General features: G+C 59.3%; 22 protein-coding genes and 1 other RNA gene. 14 read left to right on the top strand and 9 right to left on the bottom strand.

The genetic code is table 11. From position 1 onward, the window contains the following. The first annotated feature begins 88 nt into the window (after nt 1-88). Nucleotides 89-437, top strand: a transfer-messenger RNA (tmRNA) gene (gene ssrA / locus ACFWW4_RS17280). Between the two features lie 80 nt (nt 438-517). Here the strand turns inward: ssrA and ACFWW4_RS17285 are convergent. Continuing rightward, nucleotides 518-1,390 carry a hypothetical protein gene (locus tag ACFWW4_RS17285; RefSeq protein WP_411892008.1) on the bottom strand — a complete coding sequence of 291 codons (873 nt, stop codon included), beginning with the start codon at nt 1,388-1,390 and terminating at the stop codon, nt 518-520. Nucleotides 1,391-1,631: 241 nt separating this feature from the next. On the opposite strand from ACFWW4_RS17285, the gene ACFWW4_RS17290 reads away from it, so the two are divergent. The 8 genes from ACFWW4_RS17290 (at nt 1,632) to ACFWW4_RS17325 (ending at nt 7,421) form a co-directional block, all read left to right on the top strand. Next, nucleotides 1,632-2,288: a DUF1194 domain-containing protein gene (locus tag ACFWW4_RS17290; RefSeq protein ID WP_411892009.1), complete on the top strand. Its 657-nt coding sequence runs from the start codon at nt 1,632-1,634 to the stop codon at nt 2,286-2,288. Nucleotides 2,289-2,400: 112 nt separating this feature from the next. Beyond that, nucleotides 2,401-3,180 carry a chromate resistance protein ChrB domain-containing protein gene (locus ACFWW4_RS17295; RefSeq protein WP_411892010.1) on the top strand — a complete coding sequence of 260 codons (780 nt, stop codon included), beginning with the start codon at nt 2,401-2,403 and terminating at the stop codon, nt 3,178-3,180. Continuing rightward, nucleotides 3,170-4,423 carry a chromate efflux transporter gene (gene chrA / locus ACFWW4_RS17300; protein WP_411892011.1) on the top strand — a complete coding sequence of 418 codons (1,254 nt, stop codon included), beginning with the start codon at nt 3,170-3,172 and terminating at the stop codon, nt 4,421-4,423. The genes ACFWW4_RS17295 and chrA overlap by 11 nt, the downstream gene beginning before the upstream one ends. A gap of 67 nt (nt 4,424-4,490) precedes the next feature. Then, nucleotides 4,491-4,970 carry an SspB family protein gene (locus tag ACFWW4_RS17305; protein ID WP_411892012.1) on the top strand — a complete coding sequence of 160 codons (480 nt, stop codon included), beginning with the start codon at nt 4,491-4,493 and terminating at the stop codon, nt 4,968-4,970. Nucleotides 4,971-5,000: 30 nt separating this feature from the next. Continuing rightward, nucleotides 5,001-5,561, top strand: coding sequence for a hypothetical protein (locus ACFWW4_RS17310; protein ID WP_411892013.1), 561 nt, complete (start codon nt 5,001-5,003; stop codon nt 5,559-5,561). Between the two features lie 69 nt (nt 5,562-5,630). Then, nucleotides 5,631-7,022, top strand: coding sequence for a class II fumarate hydratase (gene fumC, locus ACFWW4_RS17315; protein WP_411892014.1), 1,392 nt, complete (start codon nt 5,631-5,633; stop codon nt 7,020-7,022). After that, a complete protein-coding gene (locus ACFWW4_RS17320; RefSeq protein WP_411892015.1) occupies nt 7,019-7,195 on the top strand; it encodes a DUF4169 family protein in 177 nt (58 codons plus the stop codon). Before fumC ends, ACFWW4_RS17320 begins: the two co-directional genes overlap by 4 nt. Further along, nucleotides 7,188-7,421, top strand: coding sequence for a ribbon-helix-helix domain-containing protein (locus tag ACFWW4_RS17325; protein WP_393928519.1), 234 nt, complete (start codon nt 7,188-7,190; stop codon nt 7,419-7,421). Before ACFWW4_RS17320 ends, ACFWW4_RS17325 begins: the two co-directional genes overlap by 8 nt. Here ACFWW4_RS17325 and ACFWW4_RS17330 read toward each other — a convergent pair. From ACFWW4_RS17330 to ACFWW4_RS17345, 4 genes are all read right to left on the bottom strand, one after another. After that, nucleotides 7,409-7,657, bottom strand: a complete 249-nt coding sequence (locus ACFWW4_RS17330) for a hypothetical protein (RefSeq protein ID WP_393928520.1) — start codon at nt 7,655-7,657, stop codon at nt 7,409-7,411. The two genes, ACFWW4_RS17325 and ACFWW4_RS17330, sit on opposite strands and share 13 nt — an antisense overlap. Nucleotides 7,658-7,910: 253 nt before the next feature. Next, the gene (locus ACFWW4_RS17335; RefSeq protein WP_411892016.1) at nt 7,911-9,206 is read right to left on the bottom strand and encodes a cytochrome P450; all 1,296 of its coding nucleotides are present in this window, start codon (nt 9,204-9,206) and stop codon (nt 7,911-7,913) included. A 56-nt stretch (nt 9,207-9,262) separates the two neighbouring features. Then, complete coding sequence (locus ACFWW4_RS17340; protein ID WP_411892017.1) at nt 9,263-10,537, bottom strand: hypothetical protein; 1,275 nt, start codon at nt 10,535-10,537, stop codon at nt 9,263-9,265. A 64-nt stretch (nt 10,538-10,601) separates the two neighbouring features. Further along, nucleotides 10,602-11,357 (bottom strand): cytochrome c biogenesis CcdA family protein, encoded by a 756-nt coding sequence (locus ACFWW4_RS17345; RefSeq protein WP_411892018.1) that lies wholly within the window; start codon nt 11,355-11,357, stop codon nt 10,602-10,604. A gap of 450 nt (nt 11,358-11,807) precedes the next feature. Between ACFWW4_RS17345 and ACFWW4_RS17350 the strand changes: the two genes are divergently transcribed. From ACFWW4_RS17350 to ACFWW4_RS17360, 3 genes are read left to right on the top strand one after another with little or no spacing between them, the layout of a single operon-like run. Continuing rightward, a complete protein-coding gene (locus tag ACFWW4_RS17350; RefSeq protein ID WP_411892060.1) occupies nt 11,808-12,035 on the top strand; it encodes a sulfurtransferase TusA family protein in 228 nt (75 codons plus the stop codon). Nucleotides 12,036-12,095: 60 nt separating this feature from the next. Further along, nucleotides 12,096-13,721, top strand: a complete 1,626-nt coding sequence (locus ACFWW4_RS17355) for a GMC family oxidoreductase (RefSeq protein ID WP_411892019.1) — start codon at nt 12,096-12,098, stop codon at nt 13,719-13,721. Between the two features lie 4 nt (nt 13,722-13,725). After that, on the top strand, nt 13,726-14,355 hold the full coding sequence (locus tag ACFWW4_RS17360) for a TetR/AcrR family transcriptional regulator (RefSeq protein ID WP_411892020.1): 630 nt from the start codon (nt 13,726-13,728) through the stop codon (nt 14,353-14,355). Here the strand turns inward: ACFWW4_RS17360 and denD are convergent. Together denD and ACFWW4_RS17370 are read right to left on the bottom strand one after the other, a co-directional pair. Continuing rightward, a complete protein-coding gene (gene denD / locus ACFWW4_RS17365) occupies nt 14,352-15,302 on the bottom strand; it encodes a D-erythronate dehydrogenase (protein ID WP_411892021.1) in 951 nt (316 codons plus the stop codon). The two genes, ACFWW4_RS17360 and denD, sit on opposite strands and share 4 nt — an antisense overlap. After that, entirely contained in the window at nt 15,299-17,929 is a 2,631-nt protein-coding gene (locus tag ACFWW4_RS17370; RefSeq protein WP_411892022.1) for an Rne/Rng family ribonuclease, read from the bottom strand. Before ACFWW4_RS17370 ends, denD begins: the two co-directional genes overlap by 4 nt. Nucleotides 17,930-18,433: 504 nt before the next feature. On the opposite strand from ACFWW4_RS17370, the gene ACFWW4_RS17375 reads away from it, so the two are divergent. Next, entirely contained in the window at nt 18,434-18,775 is a 342-nt protein-coding gene (locus ACFWW4_RS17375; protein ID WP_411892023.1) for a DUF3140 domain-containing protein, read from the top strand. 248 nt (nt 18,776-19,023) lie between these two features. Then, complete coding sequence (locus ACFWW4_RS17380) at nt 19,024-19,101, top strand: hypothetical protein (protein WP_411892061.1); 78 nt, start codon at nt 19,024-19,026, stop codon at nt 19,099-19,101. 251 nt (nt 19,102-19,352) lie between these two features. On the opposite strand, the gene ACFWW4_RS17385 is transcribed toward ACFWW4_RS17380, so the two are convergent. Together ACFWW4_RS17385 and ACFWW4_RS17390 are read right to left on the bottom strand one after the other, a co-directional pair. Next, the gene (locus tag ACFWW4_RS17385) at nt 19,353-20,684 is read right to left on the bottom strand and encodes a sigma-54-dependent transcriptional regulator (RefSeq protein WP_393928530.1); all 1,332 of its coding nucleotides are present in this window, start codon (nt 20,682-20,684) and stop codon (nt 19,353-19,355) included. 11 nt (nt 20,685-20,695) lie between these two features. Then, nucleotides 20,696-22,435 (bottom strand): ATP-binding protein, encoded by a 1,740-nt coding sequence (locus tag ACFWW4_RS17390; RefSeq protein WP_411892024.1) that lies wholly within the window; start codon nt 22,433-22,435, stop codon nt 20,696-20,698. Nucleotides 22,436-22,451 lie beyond the last annotated feature (16 nt).

Genomic DNA, 22,451 nt, shown 5'->3' on the forward strand with positions numbered 1-22,451 from the left:
TGCCGACGCGAATCCGACCGGCGATTTCGACCCAAAACCCAGTATTAACAAATGATTCGCCAAAATCGGGCGATGTGAGGTGTTGCGCGCCCTTGCCGACCCACCGAACGTTGCCTATGTATGAGATGTCCTTCGGGACTATGGACATAAACGCGCTCGTAATAAGCGGATCGGACCCGGGGGCGGTACCCGGCGTCTCCACCAAAAACTGCTCATTTGGCAGCCATGGGGACGAAACAGGATCGACGAACGTCTAAAGGGGTTTGCTTTGTCTCGGTGAGTTACCACCGTTATCGGTACAAAAAAGCTAGTTGCAAATGACAACAAAGCACCGATGGCACTCGCAGCGTAAGCTGTGCGTAATATCGAAAATTAACTCCTAAGGTTTTGCGACCTTGGGCGGGGTTCGCAGGTACCTGGCAACAGAAACCTGCACTTCAACCTCCTGAAAAATCACAAAAAAAAGCCACCGCAAAACGCGATGGCCCTTGTCGTTTCAATTAGGCGTGCGGTTAGCTTATTCCGTGCCCTCACCCAATGCCGCAACCTGTGGAACCGGACCGGTTTCAGCCGGTGCCAGGTAGATATCGACCAATGACGCCATGCGGGCATCCACCGCGCCAGCCCGCAACCGCAGACCATTTAGATCTTCGGCAGTCGCACCCCGGTTTGCGACAATCGTCTCCAGCACAGGTTTCATGTCCTGCCAGTCAAAGGCGGCCGCCGCCAGAACCTGATTGACGGCGTAATCCTCTGGTGCGGCCAGACCGATGGCAGGCACGCCGTTGGTCAGCGCGTCCATGCTCGCCTCATACAGGGTCATGGTGTCTTCCAGCTTGGCCAATACCTCGGTTCCCGCTGCCTCATCCGCCATTTCGCAGGCCATCAGCTTCATCATCTGGACAAAGACCTCCTGCCGTTCGGCCAGATCCACCGTCAGCACATCCGACATGGTCACGCCCTCAGCGTGCTCATAATTGGCCGATGTCTGGTCCAGCAGGGACAATGTCGTGAACTGCAGCGGACCTTTGCCCGCCTGCACCGCTTCGGCATATTTTGCTGGGGTATCCCCGGCCAGGATCATGCTGATCGCGGCATCAACCGGCAGCCAGTTTTCCTTGACCTCGTGGGCCTGGTCGGCCAATTCACCCTCCGACAGCGCGGCGAGGGTCTTGATAAAGGATTGGTGCGCAGCCAGCAATGTCTGCATCTCCGCTTCAACTGCGACGCCCGCGTTGATCATGCAGACAGAGGCCGCTGTTTCATGAACAAGCGTGTGCAGCTGTCCCGCCAGATAAAGTTGCGAATGCGCCTGGTCGGCAGACGCGCCATTGGCGGCAAAAACGATGGCGGCAAACGATGCGCAACGCGCAAATCCGGATTTAAGCATAGTGAGACCTTTCAACTGTGGCAGCATCATCGGCCAGATTGCGTGAGTGGTGGCCGAAAACGCGAGTGAGTGGGCAGTGAATGTGTTCGATCCTGTGTAGGTGCCATGTTCTTCCTCGCGAATTGGGCCAAGAAAAAGGCAGAATGAGGCAGAACAGCCGGCAAACCCGTAAAAACCATAGCTTCCCTCGCGTTAACCAATGTGACTTGAAATGCCCCAAGTCCATGCGCAGGATGCAATCATGAAAAGATTAACAATTGCTTGCGCCCTTCTTTGGGGTCTGATTCCAATTGCTGCCTCGGCCTGCGACACGGCCCTTGTTCTGACCATTGATGTCTCTAATTCCGTCGATACCGCCGAATACCGTTTGCAGGTTGACGGGCTGGCAGACGCCCTGCGCGACCCTGAAATCGTCGAAACCATGATCCAGGGTCAGACGGCAATTGCAGTGGTGCAATGGTCCGGGCAGGACAGGCAGGAACTGACGATCCCGTGGTTGCGCATACGTACCGCACTTGATGCGGAATATCTGGCCAATCAATCCCGGCTGATGCAGCGCGCCTTTGTTCTTTCGGACACCGCCCCGGCAGAAGCCATCTATTTTTCACTGCAACTTTTTGACGAGGTGCCGGATTGTGAACGCCGCGTCATCGATATCTCTGGCGATGGAACACCCAATGGCGGCACCGATGTGCGTGCGGCGCGTAACGCCGCCGAACGCGCCGGGGTGACGATCAATGGCATCGCCATTGAATCCATGGGCCTCGCCATCACGAATTTCTATCGCAGCGCTGTCATCACCCGAAACGGCTTTGTCATCACCGCCCGCACACACCGGGAATATCCCAGCTCCATCCGGGCGAAAATCCTGCGCGAGTTGAGCAAGATCGTGGGTTAGTATTGACCCCGCGCCGCTGATCTCGCATCAATGGCGCATGGGGTCCGCGAACGCCCCGTCAGGCCAAGGCCCAAGCGTCGCATCCACTGACCACTTTCAGAAAGGATGCACCATGACCGGCTTGAACGAAATTTCCCCTGCAAAACTGATGCGGCTGATCGGCACGCCCCAGTGTCCTGTGTTGATTGACGTCTGCATAGATAACGACTTCGACGACGATCCACACCTCGTTCCCACCGCACGGCGCCACCCCCATACAGATATCGACGGGCTTGCGGCCCAAGTGGACGGGCAAGAGGTCATCGTGATCTGCCAGAAGGGTCTGAAACTGTCTCACGGGATCGCTGCCCGGCTGCGCGCCCGCGGAATCAGCGCGCAGGTCCTTGAAGGCGGCAATTATGGCTGGCGCGACGCCAAGCTGCCCCGCATCCCCGCGGCCAAGATCCCCGGCCCGCTCTGGGTCACCCGCCACCGCCCCAAGATTGACCGGATCGCCTGCCCCTGGCTGATCCGGCGCTTTGTGGACCAGATGGCAGAGTTCATGTTTGTACCGCCTGCTCATGTCGCCGGTGTGGCCGAACGCTTTTATGCCACCCCTTTTGATGTCCCCGACGCATTCTGGGGCCACCGCGATGGAAACTGCACGTTCGACACCATGATTGCGGAATTCGGGCTTGCCCATCCTGCCCTTGAAACAATGGCGACGGTGATCCGCGCGGCCGATACCAACCAGCATGATCTTTCCCCTCAGGCGGCTGGTCTGCTGGCGATGTCCGTGGGTCTGTCGCGGATGTATCGCGATGATACGGCCCAGCTTGATGCGGGCATGACGCTCTACGATGCCCTGTATCGTTGGGCGCGCGACGGCCAGGACGAAACCCATGACAGCTGAGCTGGTCCGCGTCTTCGGGCGCATCGGGCTTTTGTCCTTCGGCGGCCCCGCCGCACAGATCGCCCTGATGCATAAGGAACTGGTCGAAACCCGCGACTGGCTCAGCGAGGAGCAATTCCTGCGGGCCCTGTCATTCTGCATGCTGCTGCCCGGGCCAGAGGCGATGCAACTGGCCACCTATGCTGGCTGGAAACGGCAAGGGATCATCGGGGGGCTGATCGGCGGCGGGCTGTTTGTGCTGCCCGGTGCGATCATCATTTTGGCACTCGCGCTGGCCTATGGCACCTATGGCAACCTGCCTGTCGTGCAGGCGCTGTTTCTTGGGGTCAAGGCGACAGTCGTCGTGATCGTCATCGAAGCGCTCATCAAGATCGCCAAACGGGCGCTGATCAGGCCCGAACACAGCCTGATCGCCATTGGCGGCTTTTTGGCTTTGTTCTGCTTTGCCCTGCCCTTTCCACTGGTCATTGGGGTCGCCGCCATCATTGGTGCGATGCTGACCACATCTGAATATGAGGCCCCGCCGACCAAACCCGCCAACCTCTCTGGCAGCCTGCGGATCATCCTGATCGGCGGGCTGATCTGGGCGGCGCCCTTGGCACTGGCTGGCGCGCTCAATCAATCGTTCTTGATCGAGGTCGGCTTGTTTTTCTCCACCCTTGCCGTCGTCACCTTCGGCGGAGCCTACGCGGTTCTGGCCTATATGACACAAGAGGTCGTGGTCTCTTACGGCTGGCTGACTACCCCACAGATGATGGATGCGCTGGGGCTCGCGGAAACCACACCGGGGCCGCTGATCCTTGTCACGCAATTCGTCGGCATGATCGCCGGGATGGCAAAGGGCGGGACCGGCATGGCGCTGTTGGCGGGCGCAATGACGCTTTGGGTGACATTCGTGCCTTGCTTCATCTGGATTTTCGCCGGTGCCCCGCTGATAGACTGGCTCGACGGACGACCGCGTTTGCGCGGGGCGCTGGCCGGGATTACCGCGGCAGTTGTAGGGGTGATCGCCAACCTGACACTCTGGTTCGCGCTGCATGTCTTTTTCAGCAGCGTCGCACCCGTTGACTGGGGACCGGTCCAGACCATCCGGCCCATCCTTGACACCGCTCAACCCCTTGCGGTTGTGCTTGCAGGCATCGCCGCCGCACTGCTGTTGTGGCGGCACTGGTCGCTCGCCATCGTCCTGCCGCTTTGCGCGACGCTCAGCCTTGCCGCCTCTTACGCGACCGGCACTGCCTGAGATCGGCCCTTTCCTCCGGGATGGAATCGCTTATGCTGACAACAGACCTAGCAAAGGATGATTTGTCGTGAGCCGCTCCATTGACTACGGGAACCTGATGCACCGGGCGATGCGCGGCCTCATTCAGGAAGTGCTCGACAAGGTCGCAGCCGAGGGTTTGCCCGGCGCGCATCATTTCTTTATCACCTTTGATACAATGCATCCCGACGTTGAAATCGCCGATTGGCTGTCAGACCGGTATCCGGGCGAAATGACCGTGGTCATCCAGCACTGGTTCGCCGATCTGATGGTCACCAGCGAAGGGTTCACCATCACGCTCAACTTCGGCGACAATCCCGAAACGCTCTATATCCCTTACGACGCGATCAAAACTTTCGTCGACCCGTCTGTGGAATTCGGCCTGCGGTTCGAAACCCAGGATGATGAAGAGGACGAGGGGGAGGAGATCGCCGAAGCACCGATGGAAGAAATGGTCGAACCCGAGGCTGAGCCTGAAACAGACCGCAAAGAGGCCGACGTGGTCAGCCTCGATCAGTTCCGCAAGTAAAACTCCCCACGATACTTTACGAGTAAGCCGATGACCGACACTGTTTTCCTGACTATTCGCCTGCCGCTGAAGATCGGCCCATTGGATCGGGGCGAATTATGGGAAGACCCGCTAGACGAAATTCTCGAAGCAGAGGAACTGGGCGAGGTCAGCGGCGGTGGCACCATGATGGACCCGGATGGTGGCATCCTGTTCTGCGATCTGGAGCTGGAATTGGCTGATCTGTCTGATGACCGGTTGGACAAACTGCAGGACGCCATGATCCGGCTTGGCGCACCACGAAAAACGCAGTTCCTGAACGACGATGGCGAAAGCCTGCGCGAATTCGGCACCGTTGAAGTGGTTGGCATCGGCTTGGACGGCACCGGTCTGCCGGACAGCGCTTACGAAGATTTCGACCCCGACAATTTCAACGATGAAATCCTCGCGGCCCTTGGCGATGGGCACAGCTACGGCGGCAGCGAGGCTGGCGAACGCTACACGTTCTTCTACTACCATGGTGCGGACGGAAAACAGATCGAAGAGAAGCTTCGCACCTTTGCCGCGACCAAACCCATTGGCGAAGGCGCACAGTTCGTTCACCTGACCTGAACTTTGCGATATTGCGGTCTGCCATCCCCGCCAATATAGGTCATGTGACACTGTATCAGGGGGATCACGATGACCGAGACACGCACCGAAACCGACAGCTTTGGCCCGCTTGAGGTTCCAGCCGATCGTTACTGGGGCGCGCAGACACAGCGGTCCATCATGAATTTCCCCATCGGCTGGGAAAAGCAGCCGGTCGCCATCGTGCGTGCGCTCGGCGTGATCAAACAGGCCTGCGCCATGGCCAACAAGGACCGGGGCAAGCTGGACGCGGAAAAAGCCGATGCGATCATCGCCGCCGCCGCCGAAGTGGTTGCAGGCAAGCTTGACGATCATTTCCCGCTGGTCGTCTGGCAAACCGGGTCCGGCACCCAGTCGAACATGAACGCCAATGAGGTGATCAGCAACCGCGCCATCGAAATGCTGGGCGGCGTGATCGGGTCCAAGGATCCGATCCACCCCAATGATCACTGCAACATGGGCCAGTCGTCCAACGACACGTTCCCAACTGCAATGCATATTGCGGTAGCCACAACCGCCCATGACGTGCTGCTGCCGGGTCTGGCAAAACTGCACGCCGCACTGGAACAGAAACAGCGAGAATTCGACGACATCATCAAGATCGGGCGGACCCACACGATGGACGCCACACCGCTGACGCTGGGGCAGGAATTTTCCGGCTACACCCATCAGGTCGCCATGGGCATCCGCCGGATCAAGGCCGCTCTGCCCGCGATCTACGAACTGGCGCAAGGCGGCACCGCAGTCGGCACCGGCCTCAACTCTCCCATGGGTTGGGGCGAAACGGTCGCGTCCCATATGGCCGATATCACCGGTCTGCCGCTGGTCACCGCCCCCAACAAATTCGAGGCGCTGGCCGCCCATGACGCGCTTGTCGAAATGTCGGGTGCACTGAAAACCGTCGCCGCCAGCCTTTACAAGATCGCCGCTGACATTCGCATGCTCGGTTCCGGCCCACGCTGCGGTCTGGGCGAACTGATGTTGCCCGAAAATGAACCCGGCTCATCCATCATGCCGGGCAAGGTGAACCCGACCCAGGTCGAGGCGATCACGCAGGTCTGCGCCCATGTCATGGGCAATGATGCGGCTGTCGGCTTTGCCGGAAGCCAAGGTCATTTCGAACTGAACGTGATGAAGCCAATGATGGCCTATAACGTGTTGCAATCCATGCAGCTTTTGGGTGATGCATCCGTGGCCTTTACCGACAACTGTGTCGCAGGCATCCGTGCCGACCGGACCCGGATCGAAAAACTGATGCGCGAAAGCCTGATGCTGGTCACAGCCCTTGCACCCACCATCGGCTATGACAACGCCACCACCGTCGCCAAGACTGCGCATAAGAACGGCACAACGCTGAAGGAAGAGGCGATCAAGCTGGGCTTTGTGGACGAAGCGACCTTTGACAAGGTCGTGCGCCCCGAAGACATGATCGGGCCAAAGTGAAGCCGATCAACCTCAATCAGGCGCGCAAGGCCAAAGCGCGAGCCGCAGCCAAAACCAAGGCTGACGAAAACGCCGTCCGCTTTGGGCGGACCAAGGCGGAACGACAGCTTGACGCAGCCCGCCGGAAACAGGCCGACGACCGGCTGTCACAACTGAAACGCAGTGATGACTGATCACAGGCGCCCGGTCAAAAGATCGCTGACCCTGCGCGGGCATCGCACATCGGTTTCGCTGGAAGATATCTTCTGGGATGCGTTTCGTCAGATTGCCGAAGAGGATGGCAAGACGATCAACGGACTGGCCGCTGAAATAGACGAAGGCCGAGGGGACATCGGTCTCGCCTCGGCCTTGCGGGTCTATGTGTTCGAGCGCGCCTTGCGGCGCGATCAATCAGAGTAAAGCGCACCGCGCAGGCTGTTCAGCCGATCACGATCCTTCTTTTCTGTGTCGTTCAGCTTGGCAGGCGTGGCTGCAACAGCGGCCTTGCGATCCTGCGTAAACAGCTTGGCAACCTCATGGCGGCCCAACTGCTTTTCAGCTGTTGTCTTCGTCCCGGCTACACCGGTTTCACGACGTTTGCGGCCCAATAGTCCCGAAAGGCCCCGCTTGGTCGTGCTAGGTAGAGCAATAGTCATGTCATCCCCCGATAAACCCACTCACACTAAGCCATTGAGTATCGCCAGCAATGCGGCGGAAAAAAGGCAGTGCGAATTTCACTTAACTTGTCTGATTAGGTCACCCAACCGTGTAAGTGTCTATAATACTTACATTAACACAGGTTAAATGAGCGCTTATCCGCTAGTCATAGGCACAATTACGGCGCGTCAGTTTCTACAATGGCCCTAAATTTAGCCCGTTTTTCGGCTTTGTGCCCCGTTTCGAAACGACCTACGACTGGCGCCGTGTGATTCGCAGCCAGATGCCATTTTTCGCTCTGACCGTCAGGTGCGCAACCGGCACGGGAGTGGCGTTATCTTCAATCGCGAATTGGTAGTTTTTCAGCAGCGACGCCAGCAAAACCACCCCTTCAATCATCGCGAACCCGGCCCCGATGCAAACCCGTGGACCAGCCGAAAAAGGCAGGTAGGCGTCGCGCCCGCTTTCCTTGCCCGCATCCGTCTGCCAGCGCCCGGGATCAAACCCATCCGGATCATCCCATAACCGGGAATGGCGATGCAGATGCCACGGCGACAGAACAATCTGCGCACCCTTTTGCACGGACCTTTCGCGGAACACTTCCCCCCGCGTGGCCTCGCGCACCATCATCGGCACCGGTGGATAGAGGCGCAGCGTCTCGCGAAAGACATCCCGCGTGATCTTTAACTGCGACAGGCCCGCAAAATCCTCTGACCATGCGGCAGCCTCTGCCGCTGCCTGATCCTGCCAGTCAGGATAAAGCGCAAGCAGATAAAGCGACCAAGCAAGGGCCGATGCGCTCGTCTCATGCCCCGCCAGAAAAAAGATCGCCACCTGATCCACCATTTCCGGCAGCGTAAAGGTCTCGCCCGTCTCAGGATCGGTCGTCGTCAGGATTTTCGTAGCCAGATCATCCGGCGCGTCCCCTTCGGCGATCTGCGCCAGCCGCGCCTTCGTCAGGTCTGTAATCAGCGCCCGAATGGTACGCGCGGTCTGGCGCGTCCCGCGTCGAAAGAACCGGGGCATCCAGCGCGGCCCCGGCACAAAGGCCGCCAGGTTCAGGATCGGTTGCGAGCGTTGATAATCGCGAAATGCCTCAAACACCTGACGCGCCGTTTCATCCTCGATCGGGATCGAAAACAGCGTGCGAAAGATCACGTCGGCCGCGATGTGACTCGTCATCGCCTCGATCTCGACCACTTCATCAGTACCATCCAACCGGGCCGCCCCCGCCCGCCCTGCTGCCAGAATACCGGGAAAGGCATCGCGCAGCCGCCCGCCTTCAAACGCAGGATCAATGATCCGGCGCTGGCGTTTCCAGACATCGCCATTGGTCAGAAACACGCTCTCGCCCAGCAGCGGGCGCAGGCCCGCGCCAATCCGGTCGGATTTCGGGAAATCATCAGGTCGCGCATTCAGCACCTCGCGGATCAGCGCCGGGTCATTGATCAGATAGCTGCGAAAAAACGGCGTGCGAAACTCCGCCATCCACGCCCGATAAAGCCGCGCAGGCTGTGCCGACAGTATATCGCGGCGGAACAATCGCATATAGCGCCACAGCGACACCTTATCAGGCCGCGGCACTGGCTTGGGCGGTTGCACACTCAAGGCAGCAAGGATGTGTATTTCGACACCGCCACATCGATCCGCGACTTCGATGGCGGGCGGTCGCGATAGCGGTCGGCCAGCAGCCGGGGGCCAGCAGTGATCTGGAAATAATCATAATCCTTGGGCCGGTCAAAGGCGCAAAGATACTGAAAATGCAGCCGAAAGAACCGCCAGCGCAACTGCTTCCAACGCGCCTCTGACAGGCTTTGGGTAAAGGCCGCAGACATGATCAAGGGCCAGCGTTTGCCCGGTGGGGTCACGCCAGTCACCGCCACGGGGTCGCACAAGGCAAAAGAACAACCATCACCGGGGGCCGACACGTCAACCCATGTGATCCGATCCTGTGTTGCCAGAAAAGCCAGATCGCTGCGCAACCGGCGCGCCCTGGGTAAAAACGACATCATCGGCACAACCTGCCCCAATGTCAGAAGCGCCAGTTTCGGCCCATCGGCAGGCACGCGGCCATCCCGAAGCAAGTCAGCCAGCACCGATATTGCCACATGCGCACCAGATGAATGGCCGACCACCAGCACCTCATCCACATTAGTCATGAAGGCCTGCGCAATCGTATCGCCAAATTCCTTCATCCGCGCCTCCAACTCCGGCGGATGTTCCCCCCAAAGCCGCGCAGAAAAGGCATAATCATGCATCAGGTAATAGGCGTAAAGCTTGCTGTCCTTCGATTTGAACCAGCGCAGCAGCAGCACGACAACCACAGCCCAGATACCCAGCTTGAGCAGGAACGCAATCCACGCGATCAGCGTGAAAAAGAAACCCGCGCTCAACCCGGCTAGCGACAACAGCCACAGGATGCCACCCTGCACCAGATTGCCCAGAAATCGGCCCAGCAGGACCGCCACCAGTAGCTGCAACAGCAACATACCCACCGGGTAAAGGGCGGCAATGACCGGCCCTTTGCGCATCCACATCAACCGGCGCAGGGTGCCGGTGCTGATATAGATCCAGGCGGTCTGCAGCAGTTGCAAATAGGTTGCCGGGATCGACTGTGCCATGCTGTCGCGCACAATATCCGACCAGACCAGCACATCGACACGGGCGGCGACATCGTAGTTCTCGATGCTGGCATTGACCGACCAGCTGAACGTGTCCGCCGATGCCTTGGCCTGCACGTCAATCCTATAGCCGCTGATTTCCGCCTGCTTGGCCCCTTCTGTGCGATAAAGTTCGCGATAGCGTCGGGGATGGATCGGGTCATAGCCGGGAATATGAAACACCCTGCGGCGCGTGACCCGCGTGCTGTCTTCGTTCATCGATAGTCCCTGTCTGTCCCGACAAGGCTTAGGCTAACCCAACGCTTTTGAAAACATAAGTCCCCTAACCGACTGTGGCGAGCGCGGGGAACCGCTCAAGCAACCAAAAGCTGAATGCTGTGAACTGACCGGTGACCATCATCAACCCCACAGTCCACAAAAGCAGGCCCGATATCCGTTCAATCCGGGCCATATTGCGTTTCATCCAGGCCATCGGCCCTTTCATCATCGGGAAAAACGCCGCGACCAGCAAAAACGGAATGCCCAGACCCAGCGCATAGACCCCCAACAACAACGTGCCGCGGGCCATATCCGCCTCTGAGGCGGCCAGACCCAGGATAGCGCCCAATATGGGCCCAAGACACGGCGTCCAGCCAAAGGCAAAAGCTAACCCCAGCACATAGGCCCCAAAGGCCGACCCGCCGCGGTCACCGGCCTCCACCCGCGCCTCGCGATCCAGAAATCCAATGCGGAAAACGCCGATGAAATGCGCGCCAAAGATCATCACCACCATCCCGGCAATCGTCACGAACCAGTCCTGCGCCTGCAGCAGCATCCGGCCCATAGCCGATGCAGCGAGACCCAGCAGCAAAAATATGGTCGACAGGCCCAGCACGAAAAACACCGCCGCCAGCAGAACACGACGGCGCGCTGTCCGCGTCTCGTCCATATCGGTCACCGACACGCCACCCATATAGGCAAGATAAGGCGGCACGATCGGCAAGACACAGGGGCTCAGAAACGACAGCAAACCGGCCACCATCGCGATCAGCATCGCGGGCAACAGCGTGGCATCCAGAATAAGGGTCGAGTCGAGCATATCCGTTCCTTTCGCACCTGCCTAAGGGAACAAGGCCGATCCGTCACCCAGCAACTCGTCACAAGTTAGTGGACAATCTGAAACATCACGCCTAGGCGGTGTCTGCATTTATCTCTCGCTATCGGCGCGAGACACATTTTGCCGCTGACAAGCTGATTTGACCGCAATGATGTGGGTCATCGGCAGGACAAATCCGCGACGGCAGAGGCAGTTAGGGCGTTCAGCAAAACGTCCAGTGGACGTTTTGTAGCCCGTAACGCGCCGCGCACCCATTAGGGCTCCGCCCGTTTGCGCCGCAAACGATCCCCCGGATCGTTTGTTTTTTCGGCGCAAACCGTCAAAAGAGCTTGAATTAACCCGTTAGTCCTGCGCTCTTTTTCCTGGAACTGAGCAATTTTGACTGAAACCGATAGCGAGATATAAATGCAGACGCCGCCTGATCCGCTGGCCATGACACATGACGCCGAACTTGATGCAACCGGGCTGCTCTGCCCCCTGCCCGTTCTGAAGGCGCGCAAACGGCTGCAGGCGCTGCAGTCGGGGCAAGTGCTGCGCATGCTGGCCGATGATCCCGCAGCGATTGTGGATGTCCCTCATTTCTGCACGGAAGCCGGGCACGACCTGCTCGACATGGCCGACACCGATAAGGCGCAGATCTATCTGATCCGCAAGGGCTGAGACCAGATTGACAGCATCCGGGCCTCTGCCTAGGGTTTGCACCCTATACAAAGGTGCCGCATGCCCCCAACACCAGACACATTTGACTATATTGTCGTCGGCGGCGGATCAGCCGGCAGCGTCATCGCCAACAGGCTCTCTGCAGACGGACAGCGTAGCGTCTGCCTGATCGAGGCTGGCGGCAACGCCGACCATCTGCTGGTCCGGGCACCGATGGGGGCCGTGGCGATGATGCCCGCGCATCTTGGTATCAAGATCAACAACTGGGCCTTTCAAACCGTGCCACAACCCGGCTTGAACGGCCGACGCGGGTATCAGCCACGCGGCAAGGGTCTGGGCGGCTCATCCATCATGAACGCGATGATCTATATCCGGGGCAACCGGCGCGATTACGACGGTTGGGCCGACATGGGCTGCGATGGCTGGGGCTATGACGACCTGCTGCCGCTGTTCCGCCGGGCTGAGAATTTCACCGGCGGGGCAGATGACATTCATGGCGGCGATGGCCCCTTGCATGTCACCAACCTCGCCAGCCCACACGCCGTCACCGCCGATTTCGTCAAGGCAGGCGAAGCCACCCAACTGCCCCGCAACGATGATTTCAACGGGCCGGACCAATACGGGATCGGCCCATATCACGTCACCCAATTCCACGATCACCGGCGCGGCGAGCGTTGTTCGGCGGCGGCAGCCTATCTCAACCCGATCCGATCGCGGCCCAATCTGGATATCAGGACCAAAACAACCGCGCTCCGGATCATCATGGAAGACGGGCGCGCCACTGGCCTTGCCGTCCAGACCCGGTCTGGCAAATCGGTCATCAACTGCCGGCGGGAAATCATCCTCAGCGCCGGGGCGTTCCAGTCTCCGCAACTGCTCATGCTGTCAGGCATCGGCGAAGGCGACCACCTGCGCGCAATGGACATCCCCGTCGCAATCCACAGCCCCGATGTCGGACAAAACCTGCAGGATCATATCGACGTCACACTGTCCTATGGTGTGAACCGGACCGATGTGATCGGCATCGGGCTGGCCGGGACCGCCCGACTTTTGCGCGGCATCCGCCAATGGCGGCGCGACGGCACCGGCCCGGTCAGCACCAATTTCGCCGAAGCCGGGGCGTTCTTCTCGGTCGGCGACAGCGGTCGGGACTGGCCTGACACGCAACTGCATTTCGTCGTGGCCCGGGTCGAGGATCACGCCCGCCGCCTGCGCTGGGGCTATGGCGTGTCCTGCCATGCTTGCGTTCTGCGGCCCCATAGCCGAGGCGAAGTGCGCCTGACATCACCCCACGCCACCGACGCACCGCTGATCGACCCGAGGTTTCTGGAGGATGAGCGCGATCTCACCCAGCTCAAGCTGGCCGCGCGCAAAACCCATGACATCATGACAACAGCCCCGATGCGCGATCACATCACACGCTCCTACACCATGCCCGACAATGCGTCCGATACCGAACTGGAACAGATCATCCGCGATCACGCCGACACGGTCTATCACCCGGTCGGCACCTGCCGCATGGGGGCCGATGCACAATCGGTTGTCGATCCGCAATTACAGGTGCGCGGCGTTGATGGGTTGCGAGTGGCCGACGCCTCCATCATGCCGCGCATCATCAGCGGCAACACAAATGCACCGGCGATCATGATCGGTGAAAAGCTGTCCGATCTGGTGCTGCATGGCTAACACCATGACAGTACAGACCCTCAGCAAGACCAAACACCGCATCGTCCAGGGGGCCATCACCGCCTTCAACCAAAGCTCATTCGCCGAAGTCACCACCGCCGCTCTCGCAGCACGTCTGGGCATGTCAGAGGGCAATCTGTGGTATCACTATCCCACCAAGGCCGATCTGCTGGCGGCGGTACAGCAGGCGTTTCTGGCTGACTGGACACAGGTGTCAGAGGACATCACCGCCAGCCCCGATCCCATTGCGGATTACATCGCCTATATGCATCGCTGGCAGGCCCTGTTCGACAGCTATCTTTTCATGTTCCGCGACCGGTCCGAATACGGCGCGCACAGCCCCGAACTGGCCGCGAACCTGTCGCGAATATATACCGCCGTCAGCGTGCGGTTACGAACGCTCTATGATGCGCTGATCGCCGCCAATCTTTTGACAATCCCTGCTGAGGCCGTCGATGACCTGATCACAAATGTCATGATCATCTCGCGCTTCACACTCGAATTCAGACAAGAAGCACAACCCGGGCTTGCCACCCCACCTGCCGCAGGTCTGGCGCAACATCTGTCGCTGTTGAAACCCTATCTTGATCCGGGCAGTTTCCGGCGCGTGCAGGACGGGCTGCAGAGCAACTAGCCCGCAGCGGCCTGCGCCATGATATCGGCAAATCCGGCATCGCCTTCAAACCCCAATGACGCGGCAAGGCGCGTATCAAACAGCGTCGGCCAGGACCCGACAATGGCCGCAATCTGCGGATCGGGTTGCATATCCACCAGCGCGCGGCGTTCGCCCAAAGCCTCCAGCATCTGGGCCACCGTCACCCGAAGACCCGGCACATTCACTGCACCAAATGCGGGCCAGTCTTCCCCCGCCACACTGGGCGCATGATGCAAGGCACGCACAGCCGCATCAGGGGAGGCGACCCACATTGCCAATGCCGGATCAACCGGACACACCGCCCGCTGCCCCGCCAACGGCTCGCGAATAATAGACGATGCAAAGGATGACGCCGCCGCATTCGGCTTGCCCGGCCGGACCGTGACGGTCGGCAAACGCAAGGTGCGGGCATCCACCCAGCCCCGCCTGCGATAATCGGCCATGACCAGTTCGGCCATGGCCTTGGTCACACCATAGGTATTGCGCGGCTGGATCGGTGTCGCCTCGGTCAGCGGTTCAACCGCACAGGTCCCATAGACGGCCAGCGAGGATGTGCCGATGACACAAACCTCGTCATCAACGGCACGGGCCGCCGCCAGAACCGCATTGGTCCCGCCCAGATTGACACGCATCGCCAGATCATAATCCGCCTCTGCCTGCCCACTGACCACGGCCGCCAGATGATAGATCAGAACCGTGTCGGCAGGCATCGCGGCACCCACGGCATCCGCATCCGCGATATCAATCGCGGTGAAAAGCACATCCGGCAGATCAGGCACCTGTGCGCCCGGAATGTCCCACAAATGCACCCCGGAAACGGAAAGACGCCGCCCATCGGGCAGCGTCACACCTTGTTTGGCAATCCGTCTGGCCAGCGCCGTCCCCAGAAAGCCGCAGCCTCCGGTGATGACGACAGCGCCGGTCATCCCCTGCCGAGCGACCACCAGCCCTTGCGTTTGGGCTTGGCCGGGGCGTCGTCCTGCGCGGGTTCCGGTGCAGCCTCCGCCGCGACAGGTTCCTTCACAGGCTCTGGCTCTGGTTCAGGCGCCGGTTCCGCCTTCGGCGCTTCAGCAGGTGCTTCTACCGCAATCTCTGCTTCCGGCTTCGGCTTAGCCCGACTACGCCGCTTGGGCTTGGGCTTTTCCTCGGCCTCTGGTGCAGCAGCAGCCTCCTCGACAGGCACCTCTTCCACCGCCGCTTCCTCAACCTTCGGCTCCGCCTTCTTGCGGGTCCGGGTCCGTTTCTTCGGCGCAGGCGTCTCCTCAGCGGCCTCAGCCGCAGCAGGCTCGGCAACAGCCTCTTCCGCCGCCCCTGCAGGTTCTTCTGTCTTCTTCCGGCGAGACCGCGTGCGCTTGGGCTTTTCTTCCGCCACCGGCGCATCCTCGGTCACAACAGCCTCAGCCGGTGCCGCTTCTGCCGCGGCGGGCTGCTCCTCGGCAGTCGCCTCTGTCACCTCGGCTTGCTGGTTCTCGGCATTGTTGCCACCACCCCGCCTGCGGCGACTGCGGCGACGGCGCTTGCGCTTGGGCTTGTCCTCACCACCATCAGACCGTTCTTCCGCATCTGCCTCGACCACCTCGGCGGCAACATCATCGTCATCATCGTCCATCAACGCGGCAGAGGCCACGACAGGGGCCGCCTCCGGCACGACACGGGTCGCTGTCTTGAACTTCTCAATGGCATAATCGGGCGACACCAGCGTCGGATCACATTCGATCCGCACCGACATGCCATAGCGGGCCTCGATATCGGCGATATGCTCGCGCTTGCCGTTCATCAGGAAATTGGCAATCGAAATCGGGGCCTTGATCAGCACTTCCTTGCTGCGGCCACGCACGCCTTCTTCTTCCAAGGCACGAATAATCGACAGCGCCACATTGTCGTCAGAGCGCAACAGGCCGGTGCCGTGGCAATGCGAACACATCTGCGTCGTGGCTTCCAGCATGCCGGGGCGCAACCGCTGACGGGACATCTCCATCAGGCCAAAACCGGAAATCCGACCGACCTGAATACGGGCGCGATCCGTTTTCAGCTTGTCCTTGAACCGTTTTTCAACGGCGGTGTTGTTCCGGCGCTCATCCATATCGATGAAGTCGATCACGATCAGACCGGCCAGGTCGCGCAGACGCAACTGGCGGGCCACCTCATCAGCAGCCTCAAGGTTAGTCTTCAGCGCCGTCTGCTCGATCGACCCTTCTTTGGTCGCCCGGCCAGAGTTCACGTCGATGGCAACGAGCGCCTCTGTAATCCCAATCACGATATAGCCGCCCGATGGCAGCTGCACCGTGGGATTGAACATACCACCCAGATAGCCCTCAACCTGATAGCGGGCAAAAAGCGGCAGCTGTTCGGCATAGTATTTCACGTTCTTGGCGTGGGACGGCATGATCATTTTCATGAAGTCCTTGGCCGTGCGATACCCCTGCTCGCCCGCAACGATCACCTCGTCGATCTCTTTGCTGTAAAGATCACGGATCGACCGTTTGATCAGGTCGCCTTCTTCGTAGATCTTCGCCGGCGCGATGGATTTCAGGGTCAACTCGCGGATCTGTTCCCACATGCGCTGCAGATATTCGTAATCGCGCTTGATCTCGGCCTTGGTCCGCTGGGCACCGGCGGTCCGAATGATCAGTCCGGCGCCATCAGGCACGGTCATGGACCCTGCGATTTCCTTCAGCTTCTTGCGGTCGGCCGCATTGGTAATCTTGCGAGAAATGCCACCGCCACGGGCGGTATTGGGCATCAACACGCAATAACGGCCAGCCAGCGACAGATAGGTCGTCAGGGCGGCACCCTTGTTGCCGCGCTCTTCCTTGACCACCTGGATCAGCAGGATCTGACGGACCTTGATGACCTCCTGGATCTTGTAACGCTTGGGGCGCGGCTTGCGGACCGGACGAACGTCTTCGCTGTCATCCTCTTCCGCGACACTCTCAATCGTCTCGTCCTTGTCAGACGCATCATCCATGGCGACATAGGGCTTTTCGTCATCGCCATCGTCATCATCACCAGCGGCAGGCGTCTCAACCGGGGTCTCGCCCACCAGTTCCATGGGCGAACTGCCCTCTTCCTCGTCCACCAGATCGATGGTTTCCATCCCGGCGATATCGCCGGATGTTTCCTCTTCCGGTGTCTCCACCTCAGCGGTGGTAACCGCATCCTCACCCTCAACCGCTGCGGCTTTGGGCTTGGCGCGGCTGCGGCGGCGCTTGGGCTTGGCCTTTTCTTCGTCCTCGGCCTCCGCTTCGGCCTTCAGGCTTTCAGCATAGGCTTTTTCCTCGGCGATCAGGGCCTCGCGGTCAGCAACCGGGATCTGGTAGTAATCAGGATGAATTTCCGAGAACGCCAGGAAACCATGGCGATTGCCGCCATAATCCACAAAAGCGGCCTGCAGCGATGGTTCAACCCGGGTTACCTTGGCAAGGTATATATTGCCGGCAAGCTGACGCTTGAACTGGCTTTCAAAATCAAATTCTTCGACTTTGTTTCCGTCTACCACAACAACGCGGGTTTCTTCCGCGTGTGTGGCATCTATGAGCATTTTCTTTGGCATATTGTCCGTTCACAAACAGCCCCGGTGGCGCCCCGGGGGGCGCTGTTGTCCGTACTGCTTGTTTGATTATGGCGACCTGCGCGCGGGCAAAACATGGGCCCCTTGGGGCCGCCCTGTCTTGCCTGTCATATCCTGCGCGTTGCATCGCGTTTCTTCTCCGACCCCACGAAATCGGGGGCCCGTTCAAGGCCCGGTCTGCGTTTGAGTGGACGCAGCCAAGGGCGTTCTTCTGGCCATTGAAGACCAAATCAGCTGCTCCAAGGTGTCGGACAATCCGCCCGCATCACTCAAAACAGAGAATTCTCCCGGATGGCACCGCGCGTACCCCGCCCAGACATCCGTAACTCATACATAAGGGAGGAAGGCCCGGTATTACAATGGCAATTTCGCGACGGCGATAATTGGGTCGGCCCGTTCCCACGACCCCGCGCACAACACTGACTGACGGAACCAACCACCCCTCAACACGTTGCCACAATGAACTTAGAAAGACGGGAGCTTGGGATGTCCTCATCGAAATCACATGATCAAATATGGGATGAATGGCGCGACCTCGTCAACATGGCCCCTCAGGAACTCGAGGATTGGCTGGAAACGTCAGAGTCAAAATCCGTGGGCGACAGCGAGGATAGCGAGAGCACCGGCCACAAGTCGGGCCGCCAAATCGTCAACATCAAGCGCACCAACAAGGATGACCTGAGTGATGATCAGTGGGACCACATGGCAACCGTCGTCGGCTACATCAAACGCCATCTGTCACAGGGCGGACCTGGTGATGATATCGAACATTCAGACTGGCGCTATTCGCTGATGAACTGGGGTCACGATCCGCTGAAAGAGGAATGAATGTCATCTGCAACGAAAACTGATCCCGATCTTTGGGAGAAGGTCAAAGAAGAGCTGATTGAAAGCGACAAGGGCGGTGAGCCGGGTCAGTGGTTCGCGCGCAAGGCCAAACTTGCCGTTCGAGAGTATAAAAGCGCGGTGGCGGCTACGCGGATGATGGTCCAGATCAGGAAGACACCGACGAGAACGGGCGCGGAAAGGGGTTCGTCGTTTCGCTGGAAAACAAGACGAAAAGCGAGCTTTACGACATGGCGCAGGACCGCGAGGTCGAAGGCCGATCAGATATGAGCAAGGACGATTTGGTCAAAGCGCTCGCAAACAGCTAACACGGTTAAGCACGACCACAAAGTTACCGCAGCACACACAATAGATACCGGCGGACGTTAGAAATTTACGAAAGGCACCGCGCGCTGCGTTAAAGGCGGCGATGCCCGCCAAAAGGTCCGACGTTTTGCCGACGCAAATCCGACGTGATGCCGACAGGGCAAAACGCCAGATTTTACAGCATTAACGTATGAATCGCGGCGGCGACGCGAAGATCACAGCCCGATGGGGGTCACGCAACGCCACGGTGCGTTTACAAATAGTCCGACCGCTGCAAACCGTATTTCGCCATCTTCTCGTTCAGCGTCCGGCGCGGCAGGCACAGCTCCTCCATCACCGACACGATCGATCCCTTGTGGCGGCGCATCGTGTTGTCGATCAGCATCCGCTCAAACGCTTCCACGAATTCTTTCAAGGGCTTACCCTCGGTTGTCATCGCCGGTTTGGTCTCTTCGGTATCCGCCATAAGCAGTGACGCAATCGACCCAGTGCCGCGCCGGTTCTGCAACACGGCGCGTTCAGCCACATTGATCAACTGACGCACATTGCCCGGCCATGGCGCCTGCAGCAACTGCGCCGCCTCTTGCGCGCTGACTTCGGGTGCATCGCAGCCATATTCATCGGCAAATTGCTCGCTCAAACGCGTAAACAACGCCAGAATATCCTCGCCCCGCTGACGCAGCGGCGGCACCGTGATCCGCAGCGCGGCCAACCGATAAAACAGGTCCGGGCGCAGCACGCTTTCACAGGTCTTGTCCTGCTCCTGCAGGTTACAAATGGCGACGATCCGGGTTTCAGCCGGGGTGCCCTGATCATTGATCGCGGTCAGCAAACGGGCCTGCAATGCGTGGCTAAGTGCCTCAATATCCTCAAGAACCAGCGTCCCGCCGCGGGCCTCTTCCATCGCCGGCACAGGCTCATCATCCTTGGCGGGGCCAAAGATGCGGCGACCCAGCGTTTCCTCGTCATAGGCCGAACAACTCAGCAGAACGAACTTCTTGCTGGCGCGCGCTCCAACCGCATGTAGGGCGTGGGCGACAAGGGTCTTACCCGTCCCGGTTTCACCCTCGACCAGCACATGACCATCGGCCTGCCCCAGATCCAGAATGTCCTCTTTCAGGCGCTCCATCGGGGCGGACTGGCCAATCAGTTTCTTGATCAGGGCCGATCCATCCGACAATTCCTTGCGCAGCGCGCGGTTGTCCAGCGTCAGGCGGCGGGCCTGTGTGGCTTTCTTGGCCAGCTCGGTCATCCGGTCCGGGTTGAACGGCTTTTCGAGAAAATCAAAGGCACCCACCCGCATCGCCTCAACCGCCATCGGCACATCGCCGTGGCCAGTGATCATGATGACCGGGAGCGAGCTATCAACACCCTTCAGCTTCTTGAGAAACTGCATCCCATCCATGCCGGGCATCTTGATGTCGCTGACCACAACGCCGGGGTAATCACTTCCTAACCCTTTCAGCGCATCCTCAGCCGAGGCAAAGGTTTCGGTGTCGAACCCGGACAGGGCTAACCACTGGCTGATCGACTGCCGCATATCTTTTTCGTCATCGACAATCGCGATTTTCATAGCCTTGGACATATTTTCTTTCCTTACTCTGCCGCAGCGACTTCGTGTTGTTTCAGTGCGGGCAACTGCACCTCAAAGATGGCGCCACCATCTACCGCGTTGCGGGCCGTCAGACGGCCGCTCAAATCGTTCACGATGCCAGACGAGATAGCAAGCCCCAGACCAACCCCGTCACCAGGCTGTTTAGTGGTATAGAACGGCTCGAACAACTCATTAAGGTTTTCAATCCCGTCGCCATTATCCCGGATTTGCAGGCTGACGGTGTCACCAGCGGCCAACAGGATTTCGATGGTTGGATTGCTTGCGCTTTTGGTCGCATCAAACGCATTGCGCAGCAGGTTGATGATCACCTGTTCAAGGCGCAGGCGATCACCGTAAATCATCACTGGCTCGTTGGGCAATGTGCGGATGATATTGACGTCACGCGTCTTGAGCTGCGGCTCCATCATCGCCAGCGCTGTGGACACAGCAGCCCTGCAATCAACGGGTTCGAACGCATCCTTGCCCTTGCGGGCATAGGATTTCAGCTGCCGGGTGATCGCGCCCATGCGTTCCAGCAGATCGTCGATCCGCTGAAAGGATGACAGCGCCTCATCTGGCCGTTTGCGTTGCAGCAATAGCCGCGCGCCCGCCAGATAGGTTTTCATGGCCGCCAATGGCTGGTTCAATTCGTGACTGACTGCCGCTGACATCTCGCCCAGGGCGGCCAGTTTCGACGATTGCGCGATGGTCTGTTCGGCCACCTGAAGCGTCTTTTCGACCTTCTCACGTTCGGCGATTTCCCGCTGCAGCCTTCGGTTCAATGCGCGCAACTCTGCTGACTCGCGCTGAAAGAAGACCAATCGCGACGCGGTCTTGCGGGACATGAAATAAAACACGACCGCCAGAAGCAACGCGAATCCCATCACCTCGAGCGCCAGAATGCCGTTCACCTTTTCACGGACTGATGCATATGTGGTAAAGCTGACCATCCGCCAGCCTTGGTGCGATACGCGCGCCTCGCGGCGCAAAACGGCCTCCCCGCGCAGATATGCATCGGCAGGCAGTGCGGCCCAGCCCTGGGTCAACCTGATGGCCCGCTCAATCGCAGACGGGGCCGATTGACGTGACAGCGCCTCTTCCTCGTTCAGACCGCGCCAGCGTGGTTCGGTCGACATGATGATCGTGCCTTCGCTGTCCATCACGATGACAGCTTCGGAAAATCCGGTCCAACCTCGTTCAAGGGTCGGCACGTCCACCTCGACCGATATGACGCCCAGAAATTCGCCATCCACCTCAACCCTACGCGAATAGATGAAGCTGAACGCACCATCCTCATCCCGATAGGTGGTGTAGATAGTTTCGTTTGCCCGTTGTGCGTTGACAAAGTAGGGGGCGGCGCGATGAGACTCGCCAATGCGGTTCCGGTCTGTCGCCGCAACGGTCCGCCCATCGCGATCAAACAGCATCGCAGAGGCACCACCGAATTCATCGATATTCGCCACAAGGCGGGCGGTCGACAGCGAATAGTTCCTGTCTTTCAACGCCGTAATCAATTCAGTGTCCCGCGCCAGAAATGACGGGTCCCGCGAAGTGTTCCGTAATTCGTAGCTCAAATCGCTGACATGACCGGCCAACCGGATTTCGGCCCGGTTGCGGATTGTTTCGGTAAAGCGCTGGGTCAGAAACTGGTTGCTGACATAAATGACAATGACCGCAAACAGGCAGATCACAAGAATGGACAATCGCAGATACCATCTGCCCTGCCCCTTGCGCGGCTTCATTTTACCAAACCCCTTC

The sequence above is a fragment of the Yoonia sp. SDW83-1 genome (assembly GCF_046762885.1).
Lineage (GTDB): Bacteria > Pseudomonadota > Alphaproteobacteria > Rhodobacterales > Rhodobacteraceae > Yoonia.

Bases quoted from the DNA above. Each gene is read 5' to 3' on its own strand.
- ACFWW4_RS17325 (WP_393928519.1), top strand. From the start codon at position 7,188: ATGACTGATCACAGGCGCCCGGTCAAAAGATCGCTGACCCTGCGCGGG.
- ACFWW4_RS17345 (WP_411892018.1), bottom strand. From the start codon at position 11,357: ATGCTCGACTCGACCCTTATTCTGGATGCCACGCTGTTGCCCGCGATG.
- ACFWW4_RS17370 (WP_411892022.1), bottom strand. From the start codon at position 17,929: ATGCCAAAGAAAATGCTCATAGATGCCACACACGCGGAAGAAACCCGC.
- ACFWW4_RS17375 (WP_411892023.1), top strand. From the start codon at position 18,434: ATGTCCTCATCGAAATCACATGATCAAATATGGGATGAATGGCGCGAC.
- ACFWW4_RS17360 (WP_411892020.1), top strand. From the start codon at position 13,726: ATGACAGTACAGACCCTCAGCAAGACCAAACACCGCATCGTCCAGGGG.
- denD (WP_411892021.1), bottom strand. From the start codon at position 15,302: ATGACCGGCGCTGTCGTCATCACCGGAGGCTGCGGCTTTCTGGGGACG.
- ACFWW4_RS17310 (WP_411892013.1), top strand. From the start codon at position 5,001: ATGACCGACACTGTTTTCCTGACTATTCGCCTGCCGCTGAAGATCGGC.
- chrA (WP_411892011.1), top strand. From the start codon at position 3,170: ATGACAGCTGAGCTGGTCCGCGTCTTCGGGCGCATCGGGCTTTTGTCC.
- ACFWW4_RS17335 (WP_411892016.1), bottom strand. From the start codon at position 9,206: ATGCGATTGTTCCGCCGCGATATACTGTCGGCACAGCCTGCGCGGCTT.
- ACFWW4_RS17290 (WP_411892009.1), top strand. From the start codon at position 1,632: ATGAAAAGATTAACAATTGCTTGCGCCCTTCTTTGGGGTCTGATTCCA.
- ACFWW4_RS17385 (WP_393928530.1), bottom strand. From the start codon at position 20,684: ATGTCCAAGGCTATGAAAATCGCGATTGTCGATGACGAAAAAGATATG.
- ACFWW4_RS17380 (WP_411892061.1), top strand. From the start codon at position 19,024: ATGGCGCAGGACCGCGAGGTCGAAGGCCGATCAGATATGAGCAAGGAC.
- ACFWW4_RS17390 (WP_411892024.1), bottom strand. From the start codon at position 22,435: ATGAAGCCGCGCAAGGGGCAGGGCAGATGGTATCTGCGATTGTCCATT.
- ACFWW4_RS17355 (WP_411892019.1), top strand. From the start codon at position 12,096: ATGCCCCCAACACCAGACACATTTGACTATATTGTCGTCGGCGGCGGA.
- ACFWW4_RS17350 (WP_411892060.1), top strand. From the start codon at position 11,808: ATGACACATGACGCCGAACTTGATGCAACCGGGCTGCTCTGCCCCCTG.
- ACFWW4_RS17340 (WP_411892017.1), bottom strand. From the start codon at position 10,537: ATGAACGAAGACAGCACGCGGGTCACGCGCCGCAGGGTGTTTCATATT.
- ACFWW4_RS17295 (WP_411892010.1), top strand. From the start codon at position 2,401: ATGACCGGCTTGAACGAAATTTCCCCTGCAAAACTGATGCGGCTGATC.
- fumC (WP_411892014.1), top strand. From the start codon at position 5,631: ATGACCGAGACACGCACCGAAACCGACAGCTTTGGCCCGCTTGAGGTT.
- ACFWW4_RS17285 (WP_411892008.1), bottom strand. From the start codon at position 1,390: ATGCTTAAATCCGGATTTGCGCGTTGCGCATCGTTTGCCGCCATCGTT.
- ACFWW4_RS17330 (WP_393928520.1), bottom strand. From the start codon at position 7,657: ATGACTATTGCTCTACCTAGCACGACCAAGCGGGGCCTTTCGGGACTA.